This is a genomic window from Pradoshia eiseniae (assembly GCF_002946355.1).
GTDB classification, from domain to species: Bacteria; Bacillota; Bacilli; order Bacillales; family Pradoshiaceae; genus Pradoshia; species Pradoshia eiseniae.
In genome coordinates, this window is the sequence record NZ_PKOZ01000021.1 from 1 (window position 1) to 23,232 (window position 23,232).

Annotated in this window: 26 protein-coding genes; 21 read left to right on the top strand and 5 right to left on the bottom strand. The window is 43.9% G+C overall.

Annotated features, from left to right (window positions below; genetic code table 11):
• The first annotated feature begins 190 nt into the window (after positions 1-190).
• From CYL18_RS19645 to CYL18_RS17925, 12 genes are all read left to right on the top strand, one after another.
• Positions 191-313: a hypothetical protein gene (locus CYL18_RS19645; protein WP_269089201.1), complete on the top strand. Its 123-nt coding sequence runs from the start codon at positions 191-193 to the stop codon at positions 311-313.
• 359 nt (positions 314-672) lie between these two features.
• Entirely contained in the window at positions 673-984 is a 312-nt protein-coding gene (locus CYL18_RS17875) for a PTS sugar transporter subunit IIB (protein WP_104850836.1), read from the top strand.
• Positions 984-1,316, top strand: a complete 333-nt coding sequence (locus CYL18_RS17880) for a PTS lactose/cellobiose transporter subunit IIA (protein WP_104850837.1) — start codon at positions 984-986, stop codon at positions 1,314-1,316. Before CYL18_RS17875 ends, CYL18_RS17880 begins: the two co-directional genes overlap by 1 nt.
• Before the next feature lie 63 nt (positions 1,317-1,379).
• Positions 1,380-2,705 (top strand): PTS cellobiose transporter subunit IIC, encoded by a 1,326-nt coding sequence (gene celB / locus CYL18_RS17885; protein WP_104850838.1) that lies wholly within the window; start codon positions 1,380-1,382, stop codon positions 2,703-2,705.
• 71 nt (positions 2,706-2,776) lie between these two features.
• A complete protein-coding gene (locus CYL18_RS17890) occupies positions 2,777-4,192 on the top strand; it encodes a glycoside hydrolase family 1 protein (RefSeq protein WP_407984648.1) in 1,416 nt (471 codons plus the stop codon).
• A gap of 192 nt (positions 4,193-4,384) precedes the next feature.
• The gene (locus CYL18_RS17895; RefSeq protein ID WP_104850840.1) at positions 4,385-5,095 is read left to right on the top strand and encodes a GntR family transcriptional regulator; all 711 of its coding nucleotides are present in this window, start codon (positions 4,385-4,387) and stop codon (positions 5,093-5,095) included.
• Positions 5,096-5,119: 24 nt separating this feature from the next.
• Entirely contained in the window at positions 5,120-6,004 is an 885-nt protein-coding gene (locus CYL18_RS17900) for an ROK family protein (protein ID WP_104850841.1), read from the top strand.
• A 212-nt stretch (positions 6,005-6,216) separates the two neighbouring features.
• Positions 6,217-6,507: an Asp-tRNA(Asn)/Glu-tRNA(Gln) amidotransferase subunit GatC gene (gene gatC, locus CYL18_RS17905; protein WP_104850842.1), complete on the top strand. Its 291-nt coding sequence runs from the start codon at positions 6,217-6,219 to the stop codon at positions 6,505-6,507.
• Positions 6,508-6,525: 18 nt separating this feature from the next.
• A complete protein-coding gene (gene gatA, locus CYL18_RS17910) occupies positions 6,526-7,995 on the top strand; it encodes an Asp-tRNA(Asn)/Glu-tRNA(Gln) amidotransferase subunit GatA (protein WP_104850843.1) in 1,470 nt (489 codons plus the stop codon).
• Positions 7,996-9,426 carry an Asp-tRNA(Asn)/Glu-tRNA(Gln) amidotransferase subunit GatB gene (gene gatB / locus CYL18_RS17915; protein WP_104850844.1) on the top strand — a complete coding sequence of 477 codons (1,431 nt, stop codon included), beginning with the start codon at positions 7,996-7,998 and terminating at the stop codon, positions 9,424-9,426.
• Between the two features lie 119 nt (positions 9,427-9,545).
• Positions 9,546-9,824 (top strand): hypothetical protein, encoded by a 279-nt coding sequence (locus CYL18_RS17920; protein WP_104850845.1) that lies wholly within the window; start codon positions 9,546-9,548, stop codon positions 9,822-9,824.
• A complete protein-coding gene (locus tag CYL18_RS17925; RefSeq protein ID WP_236636517.1) occupies positions 9,806-10,315 on the top strand; it encodes a GNAT family N-acetyltransferase in 510 nt (169 codons plus the stop codon). Before CYL18_RS17920 ends, CYL18_RS17925 begins: the two co-directional genes overlap by 19 nt.
• 6 nt (positions 10,316-10,321) lie before the next feature.
• On the opposite strand, the gene CYL18_RS17930 is transcribed toward CYL18_RS17925, so the two are convergent.
• The 5 genes from CYL18_RS17930 to CYL18_RS17950 all read right to left on the bottom strand — a co-directional run bounded on the left by CYL18_RS17930 (position 10,322) and on the right by CYL18_RS17950 (position 14,523).
• A complete protein-coding gene (locus CYL18_RS17930; RefSeq protein WP_104850846.1) occupies positions 10,322-10,588 on the bottom strand; it encodes a Parvovirus coat protein VP1-like protein in 267 nt (88 codons plus the stop codon).
• 131 nt (positions 10,589-10,719) lie between these two features.
• Entirely contained in the window at positions 10,720-11,730 is a 1,011-nt protein-coding gene (locus CYL18_RS17935) for a FecCD family ABC transporter permease (protein WP_104850847.1), read from the bottom strand.
• Positions 11,727-12,737 carry a FecCD family ABC transporter permease gene (locus tag CYL18_RS17940; protein ID WP_104850859.1) on the bottom strand — a complete coding sequence of 337 codons (1,011 nt, stop codon included), beginning with the start codon at positions 12,735-12,737 and terminating at the stop codon, positions 11,727-11,729. Before CYL18_RS17940 ends, CYL18_RS17935 begins: the two co-directional genes overlap by 4 nt.
• A gap of 69 nt (positions 12,738-12,806) precedes the next feature.
• The gene (locus tag CYL18_RS17945; RefSeq protein WP_104850848.1) at positions 12,807-13,727 is read right to left on the bottom strand and encodes an iron-hydroxamate ABC transporter substrate-binding protein; all 921 of its coding nucleotides are present in this window, start codon (positions 13,725-13,727) and stop codon (positions 12,807-12,809) included.
• Complete coding sequence (locus CYL18_RS17950; protein ID WP_104850849.1) at positions 13,678-14,523, bottom strand: ABC transporter ATP-binding protein; 846 nt, start codon at positions 14,521-14,523, stop codon at positions 13,678-13,680. Before CYL18_RS17950 ends, CYL18_RS17945 begins: the two co-directional genes overlap by 50 nt.
• A gap of 245 nt (positions 14,524-14,768) precedes the next feature.
• On the opposite strand from CYL18_RS17950, the gene CYL18_RS17955 reads away from it, so the two are divergent.
• The 9 genes from CYL18_RS17955 (at position 14,769) to CYL18_RS17995 (ending at position 23,091) form a co-directional block, all read left to right on the top strand.
• Positions 14,769-14,969, top strand: a complete 201-nt coding sequence (locus CYL18_RS17955) for a helix-turn-helix transcriptional regulator (protein ID WP_104850850.1) — start codon at positions 14,769-14,771, stop codon at positions 14,967-14,969.
• A complete protein-coding gene (locus CYL18_RS17960; RefSeq protein ID WP_146102859.1) occupies positions 14,966-15,172 on the top strand; it encodes a hypothetical protein in 207 nt (68 codons plus the stop codon). Before CYL18_RS17955 ends, CYL18_RS17960 begins: the two co-directional genes overlap by 4 nt.
• A 14-nt stretch (positions 15,173-15,186) precedes the next feature.
• A complete protein-coding gene (locus tag CYL18_RS17965; RefSeq protein WP_161497164.1) occupies positions 15,187-15,672 on the top strand; it encodes a DUF3169 family protein in 486 nt (161 codons plus the stop codon).
• A gap of 157 nt (positions 15,673-15,829) precedes the next feature.
• Complete coding sequence (locus CYL18_RS17970) at positions 15,830-16,594, top strand: phosphotransferase family protein (RefSeq protein WP_104850853.1); 765 nt, start codon at positions 15,830-15,832, stop codon at positions 16,592-16,594.
• A 14-nt stretch (positions 16,595-16,608) separates the two neighbouring features.
• Complete coding sequence (locus tag CYL18_RS17975; RefSeq protein WP_104850854.1) at positions 16,609-17,163, top strand: histidine phosphatase family protein; 555 nt, start codon at positions 16,609-16,611, stop codon at positions 17,161-17,163.
• A gap of 106 nt (positions 17,164-17,269) precedes the next feature.
• Positions 17,270-19,414: a GDYXXLXY domain-containing protein gene (locus CYL18_RS17980; protein WP_104850855.1), complete on the top strand. Its 2,145-nt coding sequence runs from the start codon at positions 17,270-17,272 to the stop codon at positions 19,412-19,414.
• A 111-nt stretch (positions 19,415-19,525) separates the two neighbouring features.
• Complete coding sequence (locus CYL18_RS17985; protein ID WP_104850856.1) at positions 19,526-20,509, top strand: diacylglycerol kinase; 984 nt, start codon at positions 19,526-19,528, stop codon at positions 20,507-20,509.
• Positions 20,510-20,607: 98 nt separating this feature from the next.
• Positions 20,608-21,984, top strand: a complete 1,377-nt coding sequence (gene rlmD, locus CYL18_RS17990; protein ID WP_236636519.1) for a 23S rRNA (uracil(1939)-C(5))-methyltransferase RlmD — start codon at positions 20,608-20,610, stop codon at positions 21,982-21,984.
• A 267-nt stretch (positions 21,985-22,251) separates the two neighbouring features.
• Positions 22,252-23,091 (top strand): tyrosine-type recombinase/integrase, encoded by an 840-nt coding sequence (locus tag CYL18_RS17995; RefSeq protein ID WP_104850857.1) that lies wholly within the window; start codon positions 22,252-22,254, stop codon positions 23,089-23,091.
• Positions 23,092-23,232 lie beyond the last annotated feature (141 nt).

The window sequence follows — 23,232 nt, forward strand, 5'->3', positions numbered from 1 at the left end:
TTTTTGGGATAAAAAACATTGTTTCCAAGAGTGAATAAAATGACTCTTTTTATTTACACAATTATATGGACTTAATCTGCAAGAGGTATGAAGGGTGGGAAAAGGGTGATCGAAAGGTGGGAGAAGCCAGGCAACTCCCACCCTATGCCCATGCAAGAGGTATGAAGGATGGGACAAGGGTGGTCGAAAGGTGGGGGAAGCCAGTCAGTTCCCATCCTATGCCCAGGCAAAGGGGTTGAAGGGTGGGACAAGGGTGGTCGAAAGGTGGGGGAAGCCAGGCAACTCCCACCCTATGCCCATGCAAGAGGTATGAAGGGTGGGACAAGGGTGGTCGAAAGATGGGGTAAGCCAGGCAACTCCCACCCTATGCCCATGCAAGAGGTATGAAGGGTGGGCAAAGGGTGTCCGAAAGGTGGGGGAAGCCAGGGAACTCCCACCCTATGCCCATGCAAGAGGTATGAAGGGTGGGCATAGGGTGTCCGAAAGGCTGGAAAAGCATAACCCTACTTCTCATAACCGTTACCTCCCCTCCCATCACAAAATACATATCTATTAAAAATAATAAATATACTTTTTAATCTAAATGTATAGACATTTAAGAAAATTTGATTATAATTGAAATTGTAAGCGGTTTATATGGATTAAAATTCTATCAAAAAGAGGTTGATACACATGAAAAAGATTCTCTTAGCTTGCAGTTCCGGCATGTCAACAAGTTTATTGGTTACAAAAATGGAGGCTCATGCGAAATCCGTTGGAGATGAGGCGAAGATTTGGGCGGTTGGCCAGGATAAGGCGAAGCAGGAAATGGCGGAGGCAGATGTTGTGTTGATTGGGCCGCAAATGAGCTTTTTGAAAGGTGATTTACAGAAGGAAGCGGAGAAGTACGGAATCAAGGTTGATGTGATTGACATGATGGCGTATGGCATGGCTGATGGGAAAAAAGCATATGAACAAGCTCTTTCTTTAATAGGTGATAAATAATGGAAAAATTACAACTTGATCAATTGACAGATGAGCAGATCAGCTTTCAGCTTATCCTTCATAGCGGGAATGCGCGTGCCAAGGTAATCCAAGCGCTGCGTGAATATAAGGATGGCAATGAGAGTGGAGCGGATGAGCTGATTGCACAGGCAGAAGCAGACCTTAGCATTTCGCATGATATCCATTTCCAAATGGTGCAAAAGGAAGCTTCCGGCGACCAAATACCATATTCACTTCTTTTGATGCATTCAGAGGATCATTTAATGTCTACGTTAACGATGAAGGAATTGGTGAAAGAGTTATTAGAAGTCTTCAAGTCTCAAAAGAAATAAGATTTTAGAAGCTTGTAACATGCCCTTTAAGCAGGGAGAGAAATTTGACTGGGGGAAAAGTTGATGTTTGATAAAATAAGCAGTTTCCTAGTGCCAATCGCAGGAAAGCTTAATAATAACAGGTATTTAAGTGTTTTACGTGACGCTTTTATGTTAGCGTTTCCACTAACTGTGTTTGGTTCCATGGTAGTCGTATTATTAAACCTGCCGTTCTTGAATAAATTTTTGAGCGATGGCACCATTTCAACACTCTCAAATACGTTTGGGGTTGCCCAAAGTGCGACAATGAGCATTATGACCGTCTTCGTTGTGTTTGGGATTGGGTATTATTTATCGAAAAGCTATAATGTAGAGGCTGTCTTCGGCGGAGTCGTGGCACTGGCATCCTTCCTATTCTTGACACCGTTTACCGTTGAAACAGCAAGCGGGGAAGTCATCACTGGTGTTCTTTCATTAGATCGTCTAGGGGCTAAAGGGATGTTCCTTGGCATGATTTCGGCATTTGTTGCAGGAGAGATTTATCGCAAAATTGTGCAAAAGGATATTGCCATTAAGATGCCTGCCGGCGTACCGCCAGCTGTATCTAAATCCTTTGCAGCATTGATTCCAGCATTCATTACGTTAACAATCTTTTTAGTTATTCATGCAGTGGTAGCTCTCGTATTTGAAACAAATCTTCATGATGTTATCTATAGTGTGCTTCAAAAGCCGCTGACAGGTTTAGGCTCTGGGTTGATTCCAACCTTGGTGGTTGTGTTCTTGATTCAATTGCTCTGGTTCTTCGGTCTTCATGGACAAATTATTATGAACTCTGTCATGGATCCAATCTGGCTATCTCTATCTCTCGAAAACTTAGAAGCGTTTAAAGCCGGAGAGGAAGTGCCGCACATTATTTCCAAAACGTTTATGGATACATTTACCGTTGGAATGGGCGGTACAGGGATGACGTTAGCTGTAGTTGCAGCAATTCTTGTATTCGTTAAATCTAAACAGATGAAGCAAGTAGCGAAAATTGGGGGAGCCCCTGGTATCTTTAACGTCAATGAACCAATTATCTTCGGTTTGCCAATCGTAATGAACCCATTGATCTTGATTCCGTGGATCGTCTCACCGTTAGTGGTTGTTATCTTCACTTACACTATGATGAGAATCGGCTTGGTGCCGGCGCCAACTGGGGTTGTTGTTCCATGGACAGTTCCGATAGGCTTCAGTGGATACTTGGCAACGAACTCCATTATGGGCTCATTACTGCAAATTGCGAACTTCTTTATCGTATTCGCCATCTGGCTTCCATTCTTGAAGGTCATTGACCGCGTTAATTTGAAGAAGGAAGAGGAAGAAGCGAAAGCGGCGATGGCTAATCAAAATACAGATAACGTAAATATGTAATTAAGAAGGCTCTGTTCCAACTATAAAATGGGTGGACAGAGCCTAATCATAACACCAGCAAAGGAGAATTTATCGTGAACAATCAAGAGAGAGAGACTCACGTAACATATAAGTTTCCAGACGGGTTTTGGTGGGGATCTGCTGCCTCTGCAACTCAAACGGAGGGTGCCTCAGACGTAGACGGGAAAGGTAAGAACATTTGGGATCATTGGTATGAGCTGGAGCCTAACCGTTTCTTTGATGGAGTGGGACCGGAGAAGACATCTCAATTCTATTACAAATATAAAGAGGATATTGCCTTGATGAAGCAAATTGGCCATAACTCTTTCCGTATGTCCATCTCGTGGGCGCGTTTGTTTCCGGAAGGGACAGGGGATATCAATCCGAAGGCGGTTGAATTTTACCACAACGTGATTGATGAATTGATTGCGAACGATATTGAACCATTTGTCGGGTTATTCCATTTTGATATGCCGCTTGCGATGCAGGAGATTGGCGGCTGGGAGAGCCGTGAAGTCGTTGATGCGTATGTGCGTTATGTTACGGCTTGCTTTGAAGAGTTCGGCGGCAAGGTAAAGAAATGGTTTACGCATAATGAGCCAATTGTTCCGGTAGAGGGCGGATATCTATATGACTTCCATTATCCGAACATCGTCGATTTCAAAAAGGCCGTCCAAGTTGCTTATCATACGATTCTCTCAAGTGCAAAGGCAGTAGAAGCTTACCGAGCGCTCAGTCAGGATGGCCAGATTGGCATCGTGCTTAATCTGACGCCTTCATACCCGCGCAGCCAGAATCCGGCCGATTTGAAGGCAGCGAGAATTTGCGATGCTTTCTTTAATCGTTCCTTCCTCGACCCTTCCGTAAAGGGTACATTCCCTGAGGATCTGGTGGAAATATTAAAAGAAAAAGGTTTTATGCCTGCTATTGCTAAGGGGGATCTTGAGACAATCAAGAACAACACAGTCGATATTCTTGGGGTGAACTATTATCAGCCAAGGCGTGTGAAGGCGAAGGAGTCTATGCCTCATCCAGATAGTCCGTTCATGCCTGAATTTTATTTCGATTATTATGAAATGCCGGGCCGCAAGATGAACCGCCACCGCGGATGGGAAATCTATGAGAAGGGCATTTATGACATCCTTAGTAACCTGAAAGAGAATTACGGAAATATTGAATGCTTCATTTCTGAGAACGGTATGGGTGTTGAAGGTGAGGAGAAATTCAGGAATGCTGAGGGAATGATTGAGGATGACTACCGGATTGATTTCATTCGCGAGCATCTTAAATGGGTGCATAAAGCAGCAAGTGAAGGCTCCAATGTAAAAGGATATCATTTATGGACCTTTATGGATAATTGGTCCTGGTCCAATGCTTATAAAAACCGGTATGGGTTCGTTTCCGTTAATCTGGACAAAGATGGGGAACGTTCCATTAAGAAGAGCGGCTACTGGATTCAAGAAGTATCCAAGAATAATGGATTCTAAGGAGCATGAGAAGAAGAGGGCATATTCGTGTCTTCTTCTTTATGCTTTTTTATACAATAGCAGTAAAATTTTTTCTTTTTATGGAAAAATATGAGGATTTTCGTCTGCTTCATTATATTATATAAGTAAATATACAGAAAGAAGATAGTCGGAAGAGTCACTTCAGTATGATAGACAGGGGTTTAATAGAATATGACCAAATATGAGAGCATCGCCAATGAGATGAGAAGACGAATTAAAGAGGGTTACTATCCTATCGATCAGCCTATTCCTGATGAGCTTAGTTTGGCCGAGGAATTCGGCTCAAGCCGAATGACCATGAGAAAGGCCTTAGATCTCCTTGTTTCAGAAGGGCTCCTCTTCCGTAAGAGAGGACATGGAACATTCATCATCCAGATGTACAAGAATCAGTCATTGAACGTGATCAGTGATGAAAGCTTAGGGCTTTCCAATCTGGTCAAGGGCAAGCCGGTATCCAGCAAGATTATTCAGTTTACGATTGAGTTCCCATCAGAAGAAGTGGCTGGTCACTTGGCCATCGGAAGGCAGGAGCCGGTCTATCATATTATCCGCTTGAGGATGGTCGACCATGAGCCATATGTTATGGAAGAGACTTATATGCCATCTAATTTAATTCCGGGGATTACGGAGGACATTTTGCATGCCTCCATCTATAATTATATTCAGCAAGACTTAGATTTGAAGATTGGCGGAGCCCATCGGACCATCATGGCTGATAAATCCAATGAGCTTGATCAAACGTATTTAGAGTGCAAAAAGGAGGATCCGATTTTGCAGGTCGTGCAGGTAGGGTTCTTAAATAATGGTGTTCCGTTTGAATATTCATTCTCTAGACATCGCTATGATAAATTTGTCTTTACGAGCGTATCAGTGAAGAAATAAATGAGGCTTGAGAGGAGCGGTTGGATGCTTTTAGGTGCAATTGAAGCAGGAGGTACGAAGTTTGTCTGTGCAGTGGGACATGAGAATGGAACGATTGTCGAACGAACAGTCATCCCGACTGATTTGCCAGAGGTAACGATGAGAGAGGTCATTGGGTTCTTTCAAAAGCATCAGCCAGATGCAATAGGCATCGGTACATTTGGACCCGCAGATGTCAATCCAAAAAGCCCGACGTTTGGCATGATTACCTCAACACCTAAGCAAGGGTGGAGGGATTATCCTTTATTAAGCGAGCTGGAAAAAGTCTTCCCGGTGCCGATGGGTTTCGATACCGATGTGAATGCAGCTGCTCTTGGTGAAGCGAAGCTGGGTGCGGCAAAGGGGCTAGATAGCTGTCTGTATATCACGGTTGGGACAGGCATCGGAGCGGGCGCACTTGTTGGGGGTAAATTGTTGCAGGGACTCTCCCACCCGGAAATGGGCCATATCATGGTTCGCAGGCATCCGAACGATTCATATGAAGGGAAATGTCCTTATCATAAGGATTGTCTGGAAGGGCTGGCAGCAGGTCCGGCAATTGAGGAGCGCTGGGGCATGAAGGGAGACAAGCTCCAAGAAGCGGAAGAGGTTTGGGAGCTGGAAGGTTATTATTTGGCCCAAGCCATTGCCCACTATATTCTTGTGCTGTCACCTAAGAAGATTATCCTTGGCGGCGGTGTAATGAAGCAGGAACAGCTGTATCCAATCATTGCGAGAAATGTCCAAGAAATCCTGAATGGGTATGTATCATTACCGGAGATTATGGACCGGATTGATGAATACCTCGTGTCGCCTGGCCTTGGCGACAACGCTGGGATTACAGGTTCATTGATGCTCGCATATGAAGCATACACAGAGCAAAATAGATAGAAATATAGGGGTGCCAGAAGAATTCCGGCATCCTTTTATTATTCCTTCGACAAATCTTTTCCCGGGTAATAAATTCCTCGAAAATAGGGTCATCTTGGTTGGACATGCAGGATTTCTTGTTTTACTGTAATCTGATTGCTTTAACGGACGAAAGTTTGATATTATCATTATAATTATTGTCTATAGTATGCAGGAACTTGGAGGTGTCATTTATGACGCGCATTTCAAAAGAACAGGCTAAACATGTCGCAAATTTGGCGAGATTGGCCATTACGGAAGAAGAAACGGACATGATTACGAAGCAGCTCGATTCTATTATCACATTTGCCGAGCACTTAAATGAGCTTGACACGACGAATATTGAACCTACGACACATGTACTACATATGAAAAATGTTTTAAGAGAAGACAAGTCAGCACCTGGATTACCGCGGGAAGAGGTCTTAAAGAATGCCCCTGACCACCAGGATGGACAAATACGTGTACCAGGAATTATGGAGTAGGCCAGGGAGGGAATATTAATGTCTTTATTTGACCATAAGGTATCTGAGCTGCAGCAAATGCTGCAATCAAAGGAAATACAGGTTCGTGACCTCGTCTCTGAATCCTATAGCAGGATTAAGGATGTTGATGGAAAGGTGCAGGCTTTCCTGACATTAGATGAGGAAAATGCTTGGAAGAAAGCGGATGAGCTTGATGCTAAGCTTGCCCGGGGAGAGGCGAAAGGCCCGTTATTCGGCATGCCGATCGGCATTAAGGATAACATCGTGACGAAAGGCCTGCGTACGACTTGTGCGAGCAAGATTCTCGATAATTTTGATCCAATATATGATGCGACCGTTATGGAGCGTTTGCAGCAAAACGAGACAATCACGATTGGGAAACTGAATATGGATGAGTTCGCGATGGGTTCATCAACGGAGAACTCTGCCTTTCAAAAAACAGCTAATCCTTGGGATTTAACGGCCGTGCCAGGCGGTTCTTCAGGCGGTTCAGCTGCAGCTGTTGCAGCGGGTGAGGTGCCGTTCAGCCTTGGGTCTGATACGGGCGGGTCTATCCGCCAGCCGGCTTCCTATTGCGGCGTCGTTGGCATGAAGCCGACCTATGGACGTGTTTCCCGCTATGGCCTCGTTGCTTTCGCATCATCGCTTGACCAAATTGGACCAATCACACGCAACGTAGAAGACAATGCTTACTTGCTTCAAGCAATTGCCGGGATTGACCCAATGGACGGTACTTCTGCCCATATTGAGGTTCCTGATTTCACGAAAGCTTTAACAGGAGACATTAAGGGATTGAAGATTGCTGTACCGAAGGAATACCTCGGTGAAGGCGTCAGCCCTGAGGTGCGTCAATCGGTTCTCGACTCCTTGAAGGTGCTTGAGAGCCTCGGAGCGAGCTATGAAGAAGTATCCCTGCCGCATTCTAAATATGCGCTATCAACATATTATATCTTGTCCTCCTCTGAGGCATCTGCGAACCTTTCCCGTTTTGACGGCGTGAGATACGGACACCGCACAGAGAATGCAGAGAATCTCTTAGAAATGTATAAGAAGACGAGAGCAGAAGGGTTTGGAGAAGAAGTGAAGCGCCGTATCATGCTCGGCACGTTCGCCCTGAGCTCAGGCTATTATGATGCTTATTACAAAAAGGCACAAAAGGTCCGTACGCTTATCAAAAATGATTTTGAAAAAGTATTTGATCAATATGATGTCATCGTTGGCCCGACTGCGCCGACACCTGCCTTCAAAATGGGCGAGAATACAAAAGATCCGCTTACCATGTATGCGAATGATATCCTGACTATCCCGGTAAACCTTGCTGGTGTTCCAGGAATCTCCGTGCCAAACGGTTTCTCAAACGGCCTTCCGTTAGGTCTGCAAATCATCGGCAAGCACTTCGATGAAAGCACGGTGTATAAGGTAGCCCATGCCTTTGAACAAGCGACAGATTTCCATAAACAAAAGCCGTCATTGCAGGGGGTGGAGTAAATGAACTACGAAACAGTCATTGGCTTAGAGGTCCATGTTGAGCTGAAAACAGAATCAAAAATTTTCTCCGCGAGCCCGAACCAATTCGGCGCGCAACCAAATACAAACACAAGCGTGATTGACCTTGGCTATCCGGGTGTATTGCCTGTCTTGAACAAAAAAGCAGTCGAATACGCGATGAAGGCGGCCATGGCCTTAAACTGTGAAGTGGCAACGGATACTAAATTCGACCGCAAGAATTATTTCTATCCTGATAACCCGAAGGCTTACCAAATCTCTCAATTTGACAAGCCAATCGGAGAGCATGGCTGGATTGAGATTGAAGTAAACGGAGAGAAGAAACGTATCGGAATCACACGCCTCCATCTAGAGGAGGATGCCGGCAAGCTGACACATACGGCAGACGGCTATTCCCTATGTGACTATAATAGACAAGGTACGCCATTGATTGAGATTGTTTCTGAGCCGGATATCCGTACGCCAGAGGAAGCGTATGCGTATCTGGAAAAGCTGAAATCGATCATTCAATATACAGGTGTGTCCGACTGCAAGATGGAGGAAGGAAGTCTTCGCTGTGACGCGAATATCTCCCTCCGTCCAGTGGGACAGGAGGAGTTCGGCACAAAGACGGAGCTTAAGAACCTCAACTCCTTTAACTTTGTCAGAAAAGGGCTGGAGTTTGAGCAGGAGCGTCAAGCGAAAGTGTTAAATGAAGGAGGAGTTATCCTTCAGGAAACACGCCGCTTTGATGAGGCGACAGGCGCTACCTTGCTTATGCGTGTGAAGGAAGGGTCTGACGATTACCGTTACTTCCCTGAGCCGGATCTAGTTGAGCTCTATATTGACCAAGAATGGAAGGATCGCATTCGTGCGGAAATCCCAGAGCTTCCGGATGAGCGGAAGAAACGCTATGTGGAAGATTGGGGCTTGCCGAGCTATGATGCGGCTGTCCTGACCGTGACGAAGGAGACTGCTGATTTCTTTGAGGCGACGGTTGCTGCAGGCGCAGAGCCGAAGCAAGCGTCAAACTGGATCATGGGTGAGCTGTCCGCTTACTTGAAGGCTGCTCAAAAAGAGCTTCATGACACACCATTGACACCGGAAGGCTTAGCCGGTTTGATCAAGCTGATTGTAAACGGAACGATTTCCTCGAAAATCGCGAAGACCGTCTTTAAGGAATTGGTCGAAAACGGAGGAGATGCTGAAGCTATCGTAAAAGAGAAAGGACTAGTCCAAATCTCGGATGAAGGTGCGCTTCGCAAAATTGTCATCGAAATTCTCGATAACAACCCGCAATCAATCGAGGACTTTAAGAGTGGTAAGCAAAAAGCAGTCGGCTTCCTTGTCGGGCAGATGATGAAGGCGACAAAAGGCCAGGCTAACCCGCAAATGGTTAACCAATTGATTATGGACGAATTGAAGAAACGATAAGTATGCAGAAATGCAAAACCCGCCTTTGTATAGGCGGGTTTTTTGGTTAAAGAGTTCTAAAATATATATTGCAAATATTTGGAATTTGATGGTAGTGTAAAAATAAGGGGGGATGGAATATGAAACGATTCAGCTTGTTGTCCATATTACTCATTATCATTGGAATCATCGCCTATGTGATTAACAGGTCTATAGGAGAAAATGCAGAGCTATTTATCTTGATTGGGTTCATATGCTTATTTGTCGCGGTTATTCTCGGTTTTATGGCTATAGCAAAAAATGAAGCAGGTAAGTTGAAGTATCTAACTATTCTTATGGCTTTTGTCGTTTTGGGATTCGTGACTTGGATGGAGCCCTTTCAGATTGTGAGGGTGCTGACTTGGTTGAAGAATATTTGAACAGGAAGATACTTGAAACTAATCGATGTGTAATGATGCCCTTTCAAAAGACAGATTATGATGAAGTGAAGCAGTTATATATGAATCAGGAAGTGAGAAGATATTTAGGCGGCGTGCGGAAAGAAGAGGAGCTGCCGCTAATATTTGATGAGATGTGTCATACGAGGGATGAGAATCATTGGGTAGTCAGGAATAAGGACACGAATGGTTTAGTTGGGGTTATTTCGTTAGGCCCCCATCATGATGGGTCCTTCCATGAAATCTCCTATCAGCTTTTGCCAGAATGGTGGGGGAACGGCTATGGATTGGAAGCCGTTCGGACCATTCTTGATTATGCCTTTGATGTGCTGCATTTACCTAAAGTCATAGCGGAAACACAGATCGCCAATCTGCCATCACGAAAATTGCTGGAGAAAGCGGGAATGCGGGAGGAGCAACGACTGATTCGGTTTGGTGCGGAGCAAGTCATCTATACAATGGCAAAACAGTGAATTCTGTTACTTAAAAGCACTTCTGAGTCTCATGACATTATAGAATAAGGCTGCATCCCTGCCCATATTCGTCTGGCGGTTTATTTTCGGACGCAAGCAGTCCAAAAACAGATCATCACAATATTTGCATGGACCATATCTTTGATAACAATCATCGTGGCGCTTGCAGCAGGAGTCCACTGCATTGGTTGGAGAACCGGGACCTGAACATCCTGGACCGCAATAGCGGTATCCAGGCACACAAAAACCTCTTTTTCGTTTTGGATTTCTCATAAATAACCCTCCGTTAAGTCGGACATGCTTCTATAGTTTATGCTGTTTAACATGTAACGGCAGGGCTAATGAAGTGGAATAGCTATGTTTATAAATGAAAAAATCCCTTGAGTAATTCAAGGGATTAATCTCTAAATCTTTTTTAATAGCAAGTATAGAAAATAGGGAGCGCCAATTAATGCAACCATAATGCCTGCAGGTATGCCATTCGGTTCGACCAGGTTCCGGCCAATGGTATCAGCGAATAAAAGGAGCCAGCCTCCGATCAGAATGGCAAGGGGAATGAACAACTGGTTTCTTGGTCCAACTAATGCTTTCGCAATATGAGGAGCCATTAAGCCGATAAAGGAAATACCCCCAGTGACAGAAACGGCGGAAGCGGCTAAGGCAATAGCCGTTAATAATAGGATAATTCTTTCCTTCTCAATCGCTACCCCGACGCCGATGGCAACCGATTCATTCAATCCGAGCAGATTTAGCCGGCTGGCCTTGTATAAGGTGAAAGGAATCAGTGTGACCAGCCATGGAAGAAGAGCCCAGATGAATGGCCAATCCGCCCCCCATATATTTCCCGCTAACCACTGGACAATGAAATCCACTTTCTCGCGTTCAGCCGATGAGATGAGTACAATCATCGCTCCAGAGAGTGCTGATGAGAATCCAATCCCGACTAAGACCAGGTTTACTGGCTGCAATCCGGTGTTTTTGCTATAGGCAAATATATAGATGAAGCAGGCCGTAAGCAAGGCTCCCAGGAAGGCGACAAGCGGAATCATGTACACAAATGAACCAGGCTCAATTGGAATAAACAGAAAGAATGCGGCAATGGCCACGCCTGCTCCCGAGTTGATTCCAATGATTCCAGGGTCGGCCAGGTCGTTGCGTGTAATTCCTTGCAGAATGGCGCCAGATAAAGCAAGAGCCATGCCAGCGAGTATAGTAATAATCAAGCGCGGCAACCGGATTGAAAATAAAACAAATTCTTCTTTAAAGGTGCCTTCCCCAAGAAAGACAGGAATTAGCCTGTCATATGAGAGGCCAGCAGCTCCTAAACCTAGGCTTATCAAAGCTGTTACGCTTATCAAGGCAAGTAAAAGGATAAACAGAACGCGCTGTTTTTTTCGTAGTGATGGATGAATCATGAGAATACTTTACCCCCTTTACGAACAATGGTTAAGAAAAAGGGTAGACCAATAACAGCTACAATGGCTGCTACAGGTGTTTCATAAGGGGCATTGATGGTGCGGCCAATCGTGTCGGCAAGCAGCATAAATACAGAACCGGCAATGGCTGACATCGGGATGATGAAACGATAATCTGTTCCAACAATTGCCCGAACGATATGGGGGACCATCAAGCCGATAAAGGTCATGTTCCCAACCAGTGCGACTGAGGCACCAGCAAGCAGAATAATGACGATGTAGAGGATTCCTTTTATTTGAGTTGTTTTTTGTCCTAATCCTACGGCCACATCTTCATTTAGGCTAAGAATAGTCAGCTGTCTTGAGAGCAGGACAGACAGGAGAATACCGGTCATGATGAAGGGGACAATCACCTTTAGCTGGTCCCAATTTGTTCCGGAGAGGCCTCCTGAGGTCCACATAGAAATACTCTTAGAGAGTTTAAAGTAAATGCCGACGCCCTCGGAGACAGCGTAGAGGAAGGCAGATACGGCTGCTCCAGCTAAGACAATACGGATTTGGGAGAAGCCGCCTTTTTGAATCATCCCAATTCCAAATACCATGATGGTGCCAACGGCCGTTCCTATAAAGCAGCCAATCATTAATCCAAAATAATTCACTGAAGGAATGACCACAAGGATGATTGCCATGGCAGCATTTGCTCCAGCTGTCAGTCCCAAAAGACCAGGGTCAGCCAGCGGGTTTCTCGTTAATCCTTGCATAATGGCTCCGGAAACCGCCAGCGCCGCACCGACAAAGATGGCCGCTATCTCCCTTGGAAGACGAATCTCCCGAAGCATGAGAGCGGTTTCTGTTTTCGCATTCGTGGTTAGAGCAAGCCATACGTCCTTGATAGATGTATCTGCAGAACCAAAGGCCATGGAAGCGATAAACATGCCAATGAAAACAAGCAAACTCATAATTATGATATAGACGAAAGGGATTCGATGTTTATTTTCTTTTATCATCTTACTCATCTTCTCTTTCCTAGAATAGGGAAGAGGGATTCTATATCATCCGAATCCCTCCAACGAAAATTATTCAGCTAGAAATGATTCTTTGAAGAAGGCCAAATGCTTTTCTAGTGTAACCGGATCACTGAAGGAGGCCCCGTTTCCTTCCATTTCATATACACGGCCATTCTTGACAGCAGGTATATTCTTATAGGTTTCGGTCTCCTGGAATGAAGTGTCCGCCTCTGCATATTTACTTAAGATGACATAATCTCCTGCATAATCAGGGATGACTTCTGTAGAAAGCGCATAATAGCCATCCTTTAAGGCCATTTCTTTTACTTTTTCAGGCATTTTCAATTTCATGCCCTGGTAGAGAATCTCTGTTCCGCGTGCCCAATTATCCCCGTAAACATATAGGTTTTTATCATAGGCTTCGATGACGGAGACGGTGGCATCCTCGCCGATTTTTGCTTTGATTTCATCCCCGGCCTCTGTGACGCGTTTTTGGAAGTCATCTACCCAGGCTTTAGCTTCTTCCTCTTTCCCTAGCAGTTTACCAATCTCAATATGCTGCTCTAAATAATCTAATTTCCCCCATGTATACGTGACTGTAGGAGCGATTTCATTTAATTTATCAATGTTTTTGACCGTTGATAATGCAATAATTAAATCAGGTTCAAGCTCAATGATTTGTTCTAAATTATCCTCAGATACTTCGGCAACATCCTTTAATTCCTTCTCGAATGTAGGGTTTGTTTTAGACCATACGTCCACACCGACTAGATTTACGTCTAATTCAATCACATTCCCAGTGAAGCCTGATAACATGACGACACGCTGCGGGTCCTTTGGCACTTCAACTGGTCCGGTCTCTGACTCATATGTGAATGTTTCGGACTCTTCTTTCTTTGTATCGTTTTCCTTTTCTGTTGAGGAAGTACTGCTGCATGCACTAATTAGCAGCAATGAGAGCAGCATGAACGGAAGGATCCATTTTTTCATGATTTTCTTCTCCTTTAATTAAGTCGTAGGTTATACACATTGGTTTATTTGTTCGAGGGTCCTTCCCGATTTGGGCATCAATATGGAATACATCCTTGAGCACATTAGGAGTCATGACTTCCTCGCAATTCCCGGCCTTCACAATTTCCCCATCCTTTAAGGCAATCATATAATCCGCGAATCGTGCAGCCTGGTTTAAATCGTGGAGAACCATCACAATCGTGCGGCCTTGCTCCATGTTAAGCTTCTGCAAAAGCTCTAAAACCTCTAATTGATGGGCCATATCTAAGTATGTAGTCGGTTCATCGAGAAATATAATCTCTGTCTCCTGAGCAAGTGCCATGGCAATCCAAACCCGCTGCCGCTGACCGCCTGATAGGGCATCAACAGGACGATACTTGAAGTCACTTGTTCCAGTTACTTGAAGGGCCCAGTCAATAACCTCTCTATCCTTTTTTGAAAGCCGGCCGAGTCCTTTTTGATAAGGGAAGCGTCCGTAGGATACGAGCTCGCCGACTGTCAGTCCGCTCGCGCTTTCTGGTGATTGGGGAAGGATGGCCATTTTCTGTGCGAGAATTTTGGTATTTTCACTTGAAATGCATTTACCATCCAGTATGACGTCACCGGATTGATGAGAGATAATCCTCGTAATCGCTTTTAGTAAAGTCGACTTACCGCAGCCATTGGACCCAATGATGGTGGTTATTTTGTGATCAGGTATATCTATACTAAGATCTTTGACAATCAGCTGTTCTCCATATCCGATATGTAAGCTATCTGTATAGAGGCGATTCATCATAGTCCTCCTTAAAGTATTAAGTATATTTTATAATTGATAATGATTATCATTTCCGTAGTTAACTATATGATTTAATTCTGAGTTTGTCAATATTTTCATAGTAAAAAATTAGTAATATGTAATAGCCTAATAGGCTCTCTTTATGAGTGCAAATATCCATTTTGACAATTATAATAATCATTTTGACAAATATATTTGTCAAAATGGAAAATAAATCATACAATGATATTAGAGGTGAAAATATGAAAACGAGATTGAAGGAGCTTAGGGCGCGTGAGGGCATGAATCAGACTCAGCTTGCGAAGCATGCGAAAATTTCTCGCCAGACAGTGAGTTTGATTGAACGGGAGGAATTTGTTCCTTCCCTATTGATTGCCGTGCGAATTGCGAGAATCTTTAATGAGCCAATCGAGAAGATATTTCTATTTGAGGAGGATGAATGATGGCGAAAGCGATCGGGAAGATGCTGTTAGGAGCGTTGGTGGGAGCGGTATTAGGATATATGGCGATGCATGTTTCTCTGAATTCCAGTTTAGGATCGAATCTCTCATGGGGGACACTAAATCTGTCCTTTGAATTGATGATTATATTGATGGTGATTTCGGTCGGTTTGATTATCTTTAATGCAGTGACATGCGTGTCATGAGGGAATCCAAGAGGATGGAAACAGGTGATGAAGAGGATGAACTTGCTGAGCTTCAAAACAAACGGTATGGAGATGGCATGCTGGCTGCAAATATAGCCATGTATACCTCAGTCGGAATGCTCGCGCTAGTGGGAATCACTGCTCAACCGAATGCGTTCATCTTTATTAGCCTTGGTCTGGTTCTTCTCAGTATTTCGATGGTGTTCATTAACGCGGAGCTAGCAAAAGTGGTAGACCCCAATCGTGAATACCCGTCTGTGAATGATAAGGGGTATGCCAAAAAGTTGATGGAAATGAGCGATGATGGAGAACGTCATATCATGCTGCAGGGGTTATATAGAGCGTTCACAAGTATCAGTATGCTTCTGTTCTTCGCTGTGTTAGCGCTCATAGGCTATTCAGTCCTAACAGGTGTCTCTCAATTAGCTGGAATTCTCATCATTCTTTTTATCCTCATCTTCACGAATGCTCAATATATGCTGTCTATTCGAAAAAAATAGAGTGATTCAAGTCCATAGATGATGCAATTTATCAACTATGTGCAATGCTTTGACCTGCTTTTTAGAAAGGCGGGTTTTTTAGTTATTAATTAAGTTAGAGGAATATTCTTATGGTTAGAGAATGATTAGTAGGTAGCGGTGAAAAGGAGTGGGAGAAATGAATCAACAGTTAAAAGGGGATATTGAACAAATTATAGGTCCGATTCATGAGAGGAGCCGCTTAGCGGAACAAGGATGTACGTCCGAGGTTAGTCAGGTAATGACGGATAAAGGTTCTTTTCTGCTTAAAAGCTCATTTCAGGATAAATACCGTGAGTGGCTGAGGACAGAGGCAGGTGTATTGGAACGGCTCAGAGGAGAGGAGGTTCCGGTCCCGCGGTATCAGGGATTTATAGAATACAAGGATAGCAGCCATTTGCTCATGTCCTTTGAAGAAGGGGTTAGCTTATCGGCTGCATTGGAGAATGCCAATTCGGATGGCGCAAGGAAGTCGTTGATAAGAGCCTTTGGCCGCTTCCTCCTCGATTTGCATCAAATGAAAGTTCCATCTCTCGATTCGAGTCCAGTTTGGATGGATGAACAGCTGGCAAAGGCTGAAAACTATGCCAAAAGAGGAGAGGCGGATGGCAGCCTGGAGCTTCTGCAGAAATTGAAGGAAGATAAGCCGGCACCAGTCCGGCAAACGATGATTCATGGTGATTGTAATACAGATAATATCCTTGTTTTAGAGAATGGCGGGCTGATGTGGATTGACGTGGCAGGGATGGCGATTGGCGACCCGCGTTATGATGAATGCTTAGCCATTCGAAAATTAAGGGGATATGCTGAATACATAGAGGCTTTTTATGAAGGCTATACAAGATACCGGGTTTCAGAGGATGAATTTACGTATTTTAATAACGGATTATATGAATTTTTCTAGAGGGAGCGACAGGTATGCAAACCACTATTTATTTCGTCAGGCATGCTCATTCGACATATACACCTGATGAACTCGGAAGGCCATTATCGCCTAAAGGATATATGGATGCGGAAAGAATAACGGATAGCTTGAAGCATGAAAGCATTCACTATGTCCTGGCCAGTCCATATAAAAGGGCTATACAGACGGTGGAAGGGATCGCTGATTGGATCGGCGCTGAAATAATGATTGAAGAGGGCTTTAGGGAACGGCAATTGGCCAAAGAGCCGGTAGACGATTTTGACCAAGCTGTCGCAAGACTTTGGCAGAATCCAGCCTTTTCCTATGAAGGCGGGGAGTCCAATCTTATGGCGCAGAAGCGCGGAGTAGATGCGGCTGTTCATGTATTGCAAACATATCCGGGGAAAAATATTGTCATAGGTACGCATGGCAATATCATGGTACTGATCATGAATCATTTTGATTCGCAGTATGATTATTCATTTTGGAAGGGTCTGGCGATGCCGGATGTTTATAGGCTGACCTTTGACGGCTTGAAACTAAAAGAAGTAAAACGAATGAATAGTTGACTATTTTGTGACGGAAGTAGAGAAGAAGTTTGCCTGCTTACTAATTTGATACAATGAGGATAAGTAAGAGAGGTTTGAATATAAATAGTTATGGAGGTGAGGGAAGTTGAGAAGTATCAAGGCAGTGATGACAACCTATTTTATCGGATTATTGTTCTGGTTAAGTTCCATCATTTATTTCTTTGCGGCGAATTGGGGAGGGATGGGCCATATTGCCAAGGTGACGCTGGCTTGCCTGTTAATGGTCTTGTTTTATGGGGTTAGCTATGGGTTTGCTAAATGGAAACCAGGTCTTGCGGATGTGGGAGCATGGATTTTCTGGGGCGGGTCGATTGCCTTTGGAGCAGCTGTTGCACTTATTGGTCAAATTTATAATTCGCATGCGGATGGGTACACCTTCTTTCTGATTTGGCTTATTCCTTCTGTTTTGCTAGCTATTGTGACGAGATTTCCGGTGTTTTCCGTGCAATCTTTCATTCTATTTAATATAACTCTATATACGTACTTTTATCCGGTGGATAGATGGATTGAACGGACGATTATGGAGGATACGATCATCACGATTGCCATTCTGCTGGTCAATACAGCTATCATGTTCCTGTATGCTTCAAGGAAGCCGAAGCTGGTCGCGTATTTGGCCGCAGTCTTGGTCCAGATTCTCGCGATTGAGGTAACGACTGAATGGACAGGGCAATATTTGTTTTTTGATGAACCATTCTCGATTGCTGGAATGATTGTTTATGTACTCATCATTCTCCTGTATGCGGGAATCTACTATCAATATCTCATTAAGGCAGAGAATAAGGTCCTTGTTGTGCTGGCTTCGCTTGGAGCGGCTATTCTCCTCATTAGTCACTTCTTTATGATTACCTCATGGATATCTGGTTTGCTTGTTTATTTGTTTGGCTTTGTACTTGGCATCGGTTTGATTGCGGCTGGCTCCATATGGGTGGCAAAGCTCGCACGGAAAACGTCAGGTGAGAACAGATGGCTTCATCAACTTATTAAAACCGTATCGATTTTCTTGGCGGCCCTGCTGATTGTCTCCTCTGCGCTAAGTATTTTTTACTTATTTAATCTAGAAGGCGCCGAATGGATTTTATTTAGTGCTATTGTTCTCGTTCCGATTGGAACCCATCTAGAGAAGAAACAGTCAATTCTTCGATATACACTGATGCTATCCGGTCTGGGAATGGCTACTGGGGTGCTCTGGGATTTCTCGGTTCCCGTGCTATTGATTTATATGGCCATCATTGGCTACGCCCTATGGAGAGAGCGGGAGAGGGCGATCTATCCGTTTATGATCGCGGCTTTCCTGTATGGAGCAGGACTGACGATCTTTCGTCTGTGGCCAGATCTTTCATTTGATTATGGGCTCCTTATTCTGCTGATACTGGCATTGGCTCTTTATTTGCTTGTTCCAGGACGATTGGCGAAAGGCTGGAATTTGGTTGCGGTATTGACCATATGGTTTGTGCTTACCTTCTTTTCGGAGCATTCGGTGCTCTATTATCTTTCTAACCTAGCGTATCTGGGCTTCCTGCTCTATAAAACGTATAAAGTGACCGTAAAAACACATCTCCACTGGCTCGAATATGCGGTGTTGGCTTATTTGATTGCTTTTTTTGGCTATAAGTATTATGACCTGTTTTGGAAGCTGCTCCATAAGTCTTTGACGTTTGCGTTGGCAGGAGCTGTTTTCTTCTTAATCGCACTGTACTTGGATAAGCGGCAAACGAGAGAGGAACTAGGGGAGGGTGGATTTATTCTTGGCGGAGTTCGCAAATGGGTGCCAATTGTCCTCCTGCAGCTTCTAATCATTGGTGCCATTATTGTACAAAAAGAAATCATTCTGCGAAATGGCACAGAGATTATGCTAAAAGTCGAACCGGTGGACCCGCGTGCTTTTATGCAGGGAGATTATGTAGACTTAGCCTATAATATTAGCACGTATGAAGCAGGATTAGATGATTACTCGGGCCGGGTGTATGTACTCCTTGAGAAAGATGAGGCTGGGATTTCTCAAATCAAAAAGGTTTATGATAATATGAATGAGGCAAGGGAGCAAGTGAACAAAGGCAATGAAGTGATCCTGCAGGGAGAGCTGAATGGTGACAGAATCACCTATGGCATTGAGTCCTTCTTCATTGAAGAAGGAACAGGAGAATGGGTAGAAGAGAACGCCGACTTTGCCAAGGTGAAGGTCGGCAGTAACGGTGATGCCATTCTCATGGAGCTAGAGGCGAAATAAAGCCCCCTTGAAGCAGGATGGATATGGCAATTGGCTTTTAGTGGAGTTATAATGGTAATAAACTTCTGTAGCGCAAGATACTTTGAATTTTATATAGGATGATGAATGAATATGAAAAAAGCAAGAATTATCTATAACCCAACATCGGGTAGGGAAGCGTTCAAACGTTATTTGCCAGAGGTGCTTGAGAAGCTTGAAAAGGCTGGCTATGAAGCCTCCTGTCATGCGACCACAGGCGAGGGTGATGCTACGAGAGCGGCTGAGATTGCGATTGAACGGAAATACGATGTAGTTATCGCCGCTGGTGGAGACGGAACAATTTATGAGGTTGTTAACGGACTTGCCGGGCATGAGTTCCGTCCAAAGCTAGGAATTATTCCAGTTGGAACGACAAACGACTTTGCACGTGCATTAAGCGTCTCGACGAAATCCGTCTTGGATGCAGCAGATATCATTGCCCAAGGGCTTACAATACCAATTGATATCGGTCAAATGAATGATCGCTTCTTCATTAACATTGCCGGCGGCGGTCGCCTCACTGAACTTACGTATGAGGTGCCTAGCAAGCTGAAGACCGTGCTTGGGCAGCTCGCTTACTATTTAAAAGGAATTGAGATGCTGCCATCCTTAAAGGCTACTAAAATGCGTATTGAGTATGACGGGAAACTATTTGAAGGAAATGCGATGCTGTTTCTTGTCGCTAACACGAATTCTGTTGGCGGATTCGAGAGACTAGCACCGGATGCTTCCTTGAATGATGGGATGTTTACCCTGCTTATTCTGAAGAAAATTAATCTCGCTGATTTTGTCCGTGTTGTAACAATGGCGATTCGCGGTGAACATATTAATGACCCGTCTGTGGTATATGCGAAAGCAAACCGCATTAAGGTCAGCTCACCAGATAAATTGCAGCTCAATCTGGACGGTGAATTCGGGGGTCTAGCTCCAGCAGAGTTCGTAAACTTATATCGTCATTTTGAGGTGTTTGTGCCAGAGAAGGTATATGAAAATCAGAAAATGACTGACCGTCATCTTTTAACCATCCAAGAATCTGAGCTTCTAAAGGATCTTCCGGATATTGACCAACTTCTTTAATGGAGTTGGTTTTTTAATGGATAGAATCGTCTATTATCGGTCGAACCTATTTTGTGATACAATCATCATTACTTCAATAAAAATCGAGGTTTCAATAAATGACTGAAAAGAAAATGGCTCCAATACAAAAAAATGATTATATAGATGTTGTGTTTGAGGACTTGACTCATGAGGGATCTGGCGTCGCTAAGATTGATGGCTACCCAATCTTTGTTCCCTACGGACTTCCTGGGGAGAAAGCGAAGATTAAGGTAACAAAGCTGAACAAAGGATATGGATTTGGCCGCTTAATGGAACTGTATGAGGAAAGCCCAGACCGCGCTGAACCGCCATGTCCGATTTATAAGCAATGCGGCGGCTGCCAGCTGCAGCATTTATCCTATGAAGGCCAGCTAAAGGCCAAGGAGAAAATGGTCCGAGAGCTGATGACTCGTATCGGCAAGCTGGAAGAGGTAAATGTTCTCCCCGTTCTTGGCATGAATGAGCCATGGAATTACCGTAATAAGGCACAGGTGCCGGTCGGTGAGATGGAAGGCGGCCTGGTCGCAGGCTTTTATGCGAAACGCTCCCATGAAATTATCGATATGGATGAGTGCTTGATTCAGTTTACCGAGAATGATGAGATGGTCCGTCTTGTGAAGGGGATCTGTGAAAAGCATGGCGTCAAAGCCTATAATGAAAAGCAGCATAAAGGCACGCTCCGCCACATTATGGTTCGTACAGGTCAGATGACAGGCGAGCTCATGATTGTTCTGGTGACAAGAACGCCGGATATGCCGAACCGCAGGAAGATAATTGAGGAGATAGTTGAAGCTGTGCCAAACATCACATCCATCATCCAGAATGTGAACACGAAGCGGACGAACGTCATCCTTGGTGACCAGACAATCACGCTCTGGGGAGCGGATGTAATCTCAGACTACATCGGTGACATCAAATTCGAGATCTCACCAAGATCCTTCTATCAGGTGAATCCTATCCAAACGAAGGTACTCTATGATAAGACACTCGAATATGCAGACCTGTCCGGTCATGAAACCGTCATTGACGCTTACTGCGGCATCGGGACGATTTCTCTCTTCCTCGCGAAAAAGGCGAAGAAAGTGTATGGTGTAGAAATTGTACCGGAAGCAATAGAGGACGCTCGCAAAAATGCAGCGCTAAATGAAATCACGAATGTTGAATTCGAGGTCGGGGAAGCGGAAACCGTCATCCCGAACTGGTACAAGCAAGGCATCACAGCTGACACACTCGTCGTCGACCCGCCACGCAAGGGCTGTGACGAGAATCTTTTAAAAACCATCGCAGCGATGAAGCCTAAGAAGGTAGTCTATGTATCCTGCAATCCAGCCACATTGGCACGTGATCTCCGTTATTTGGAGGACAATGGCTATAAGACGGTTGAGGTTCAGCCGGTGGATATGTTCCCGCAGACGATGCACGTAGAGTGTGTCTCGCAACTTATTTTAAAATAAGGCAGTAAGCCCTCAAAATTGGGGGCACTGCCTTTTTACGTTTCTTGCAACGGATTCACGAAGTTAATACTTAATCTGAATTTCTCCACCAGTGTTACAAGTGATTTTTTCTACTTAAGCGTGTAGGAACTGTGGAGATAAGTAATAGAAATACCCTCGCGGTTTTTAAATAAAATCTTATCTTTCATAAAAATCATTAATAGAATATAAGTATTACTGCCTTTCTATTTGTCTATACTGATAAAAATAGATTAGGAGAGTAATAGGATGATACTATCTGAAGCGTGGGATTTATATAAAGCTGATAAACAAATACAAGGATATTCATCTCAGACTTTAAAAGCCTATAATGTCCAATTAAACTTATTAATCCGGAATCTTGGTGATAGATCCCTTGATGAAATAACCACCGATTCATTAAAGCTTTATCTAGGGAATGTTGCTAATCAATTAAAGGCTGCTAGTCTTAGTCATAGGATACGTTTTATAAAATCGCTGTTTAGATGGGCCCAAGATGAAAATGTTTTGAATGGCAATCCAGCCGCGAAAATTAAGGAACCAAAACTAGATGTCCGCATACCAAAGTTTTTAACTGAAGTAGAAATTGAGCATTTAAGAGAAGCTTGTCATACAACATTAGAAAATGCATTGTTCGAGTTTATGTATTCAACCGGTTGTCGAATTGGGGAAGCCGTTAATTTGAATCGACAATCCATTGATTTTTCTAATCAGTCCGTAATTGTCTTAGGTAAGGGAAATAAAGAAAGAGAAGTTTACTTTAATACTAGGTGTGATATCTGGTTGAAGAGGTATCTTGATGAGAGAACAGATGATCAAGAAGCTTTATTTGTAACCGTACGTGCTCCCCATCGGATGAGCATATCCCAAATGAGGTATATTATAAAACAGATATCGAAAAAATCCGGCATCAATAAAAGTATTCACCCACATCAGTTGAGACATAGTTATGCCACTACTTTATTGAATAATGGGGCCCCTTTAGAAGTCATTCAAAATTTGATGGGACACGAGAAGAGCGAAACAACTAAAATTTACGCTTATTTAAGTGGAACACTGCGACGGGAGTTATATAAAAAGTTTTTTTGATACGAGCAAGGGCATTGATCTAAGAAGGATTAATGCCTTTTTGTGTTGAATTTCTTATGGAACAAAAGGGGCAGTTGTGCGGCCGAGCCTAGGTCGTATCATATAGCGGGTGGGATTCCCGCCGAGTAAGAACTAGCCATT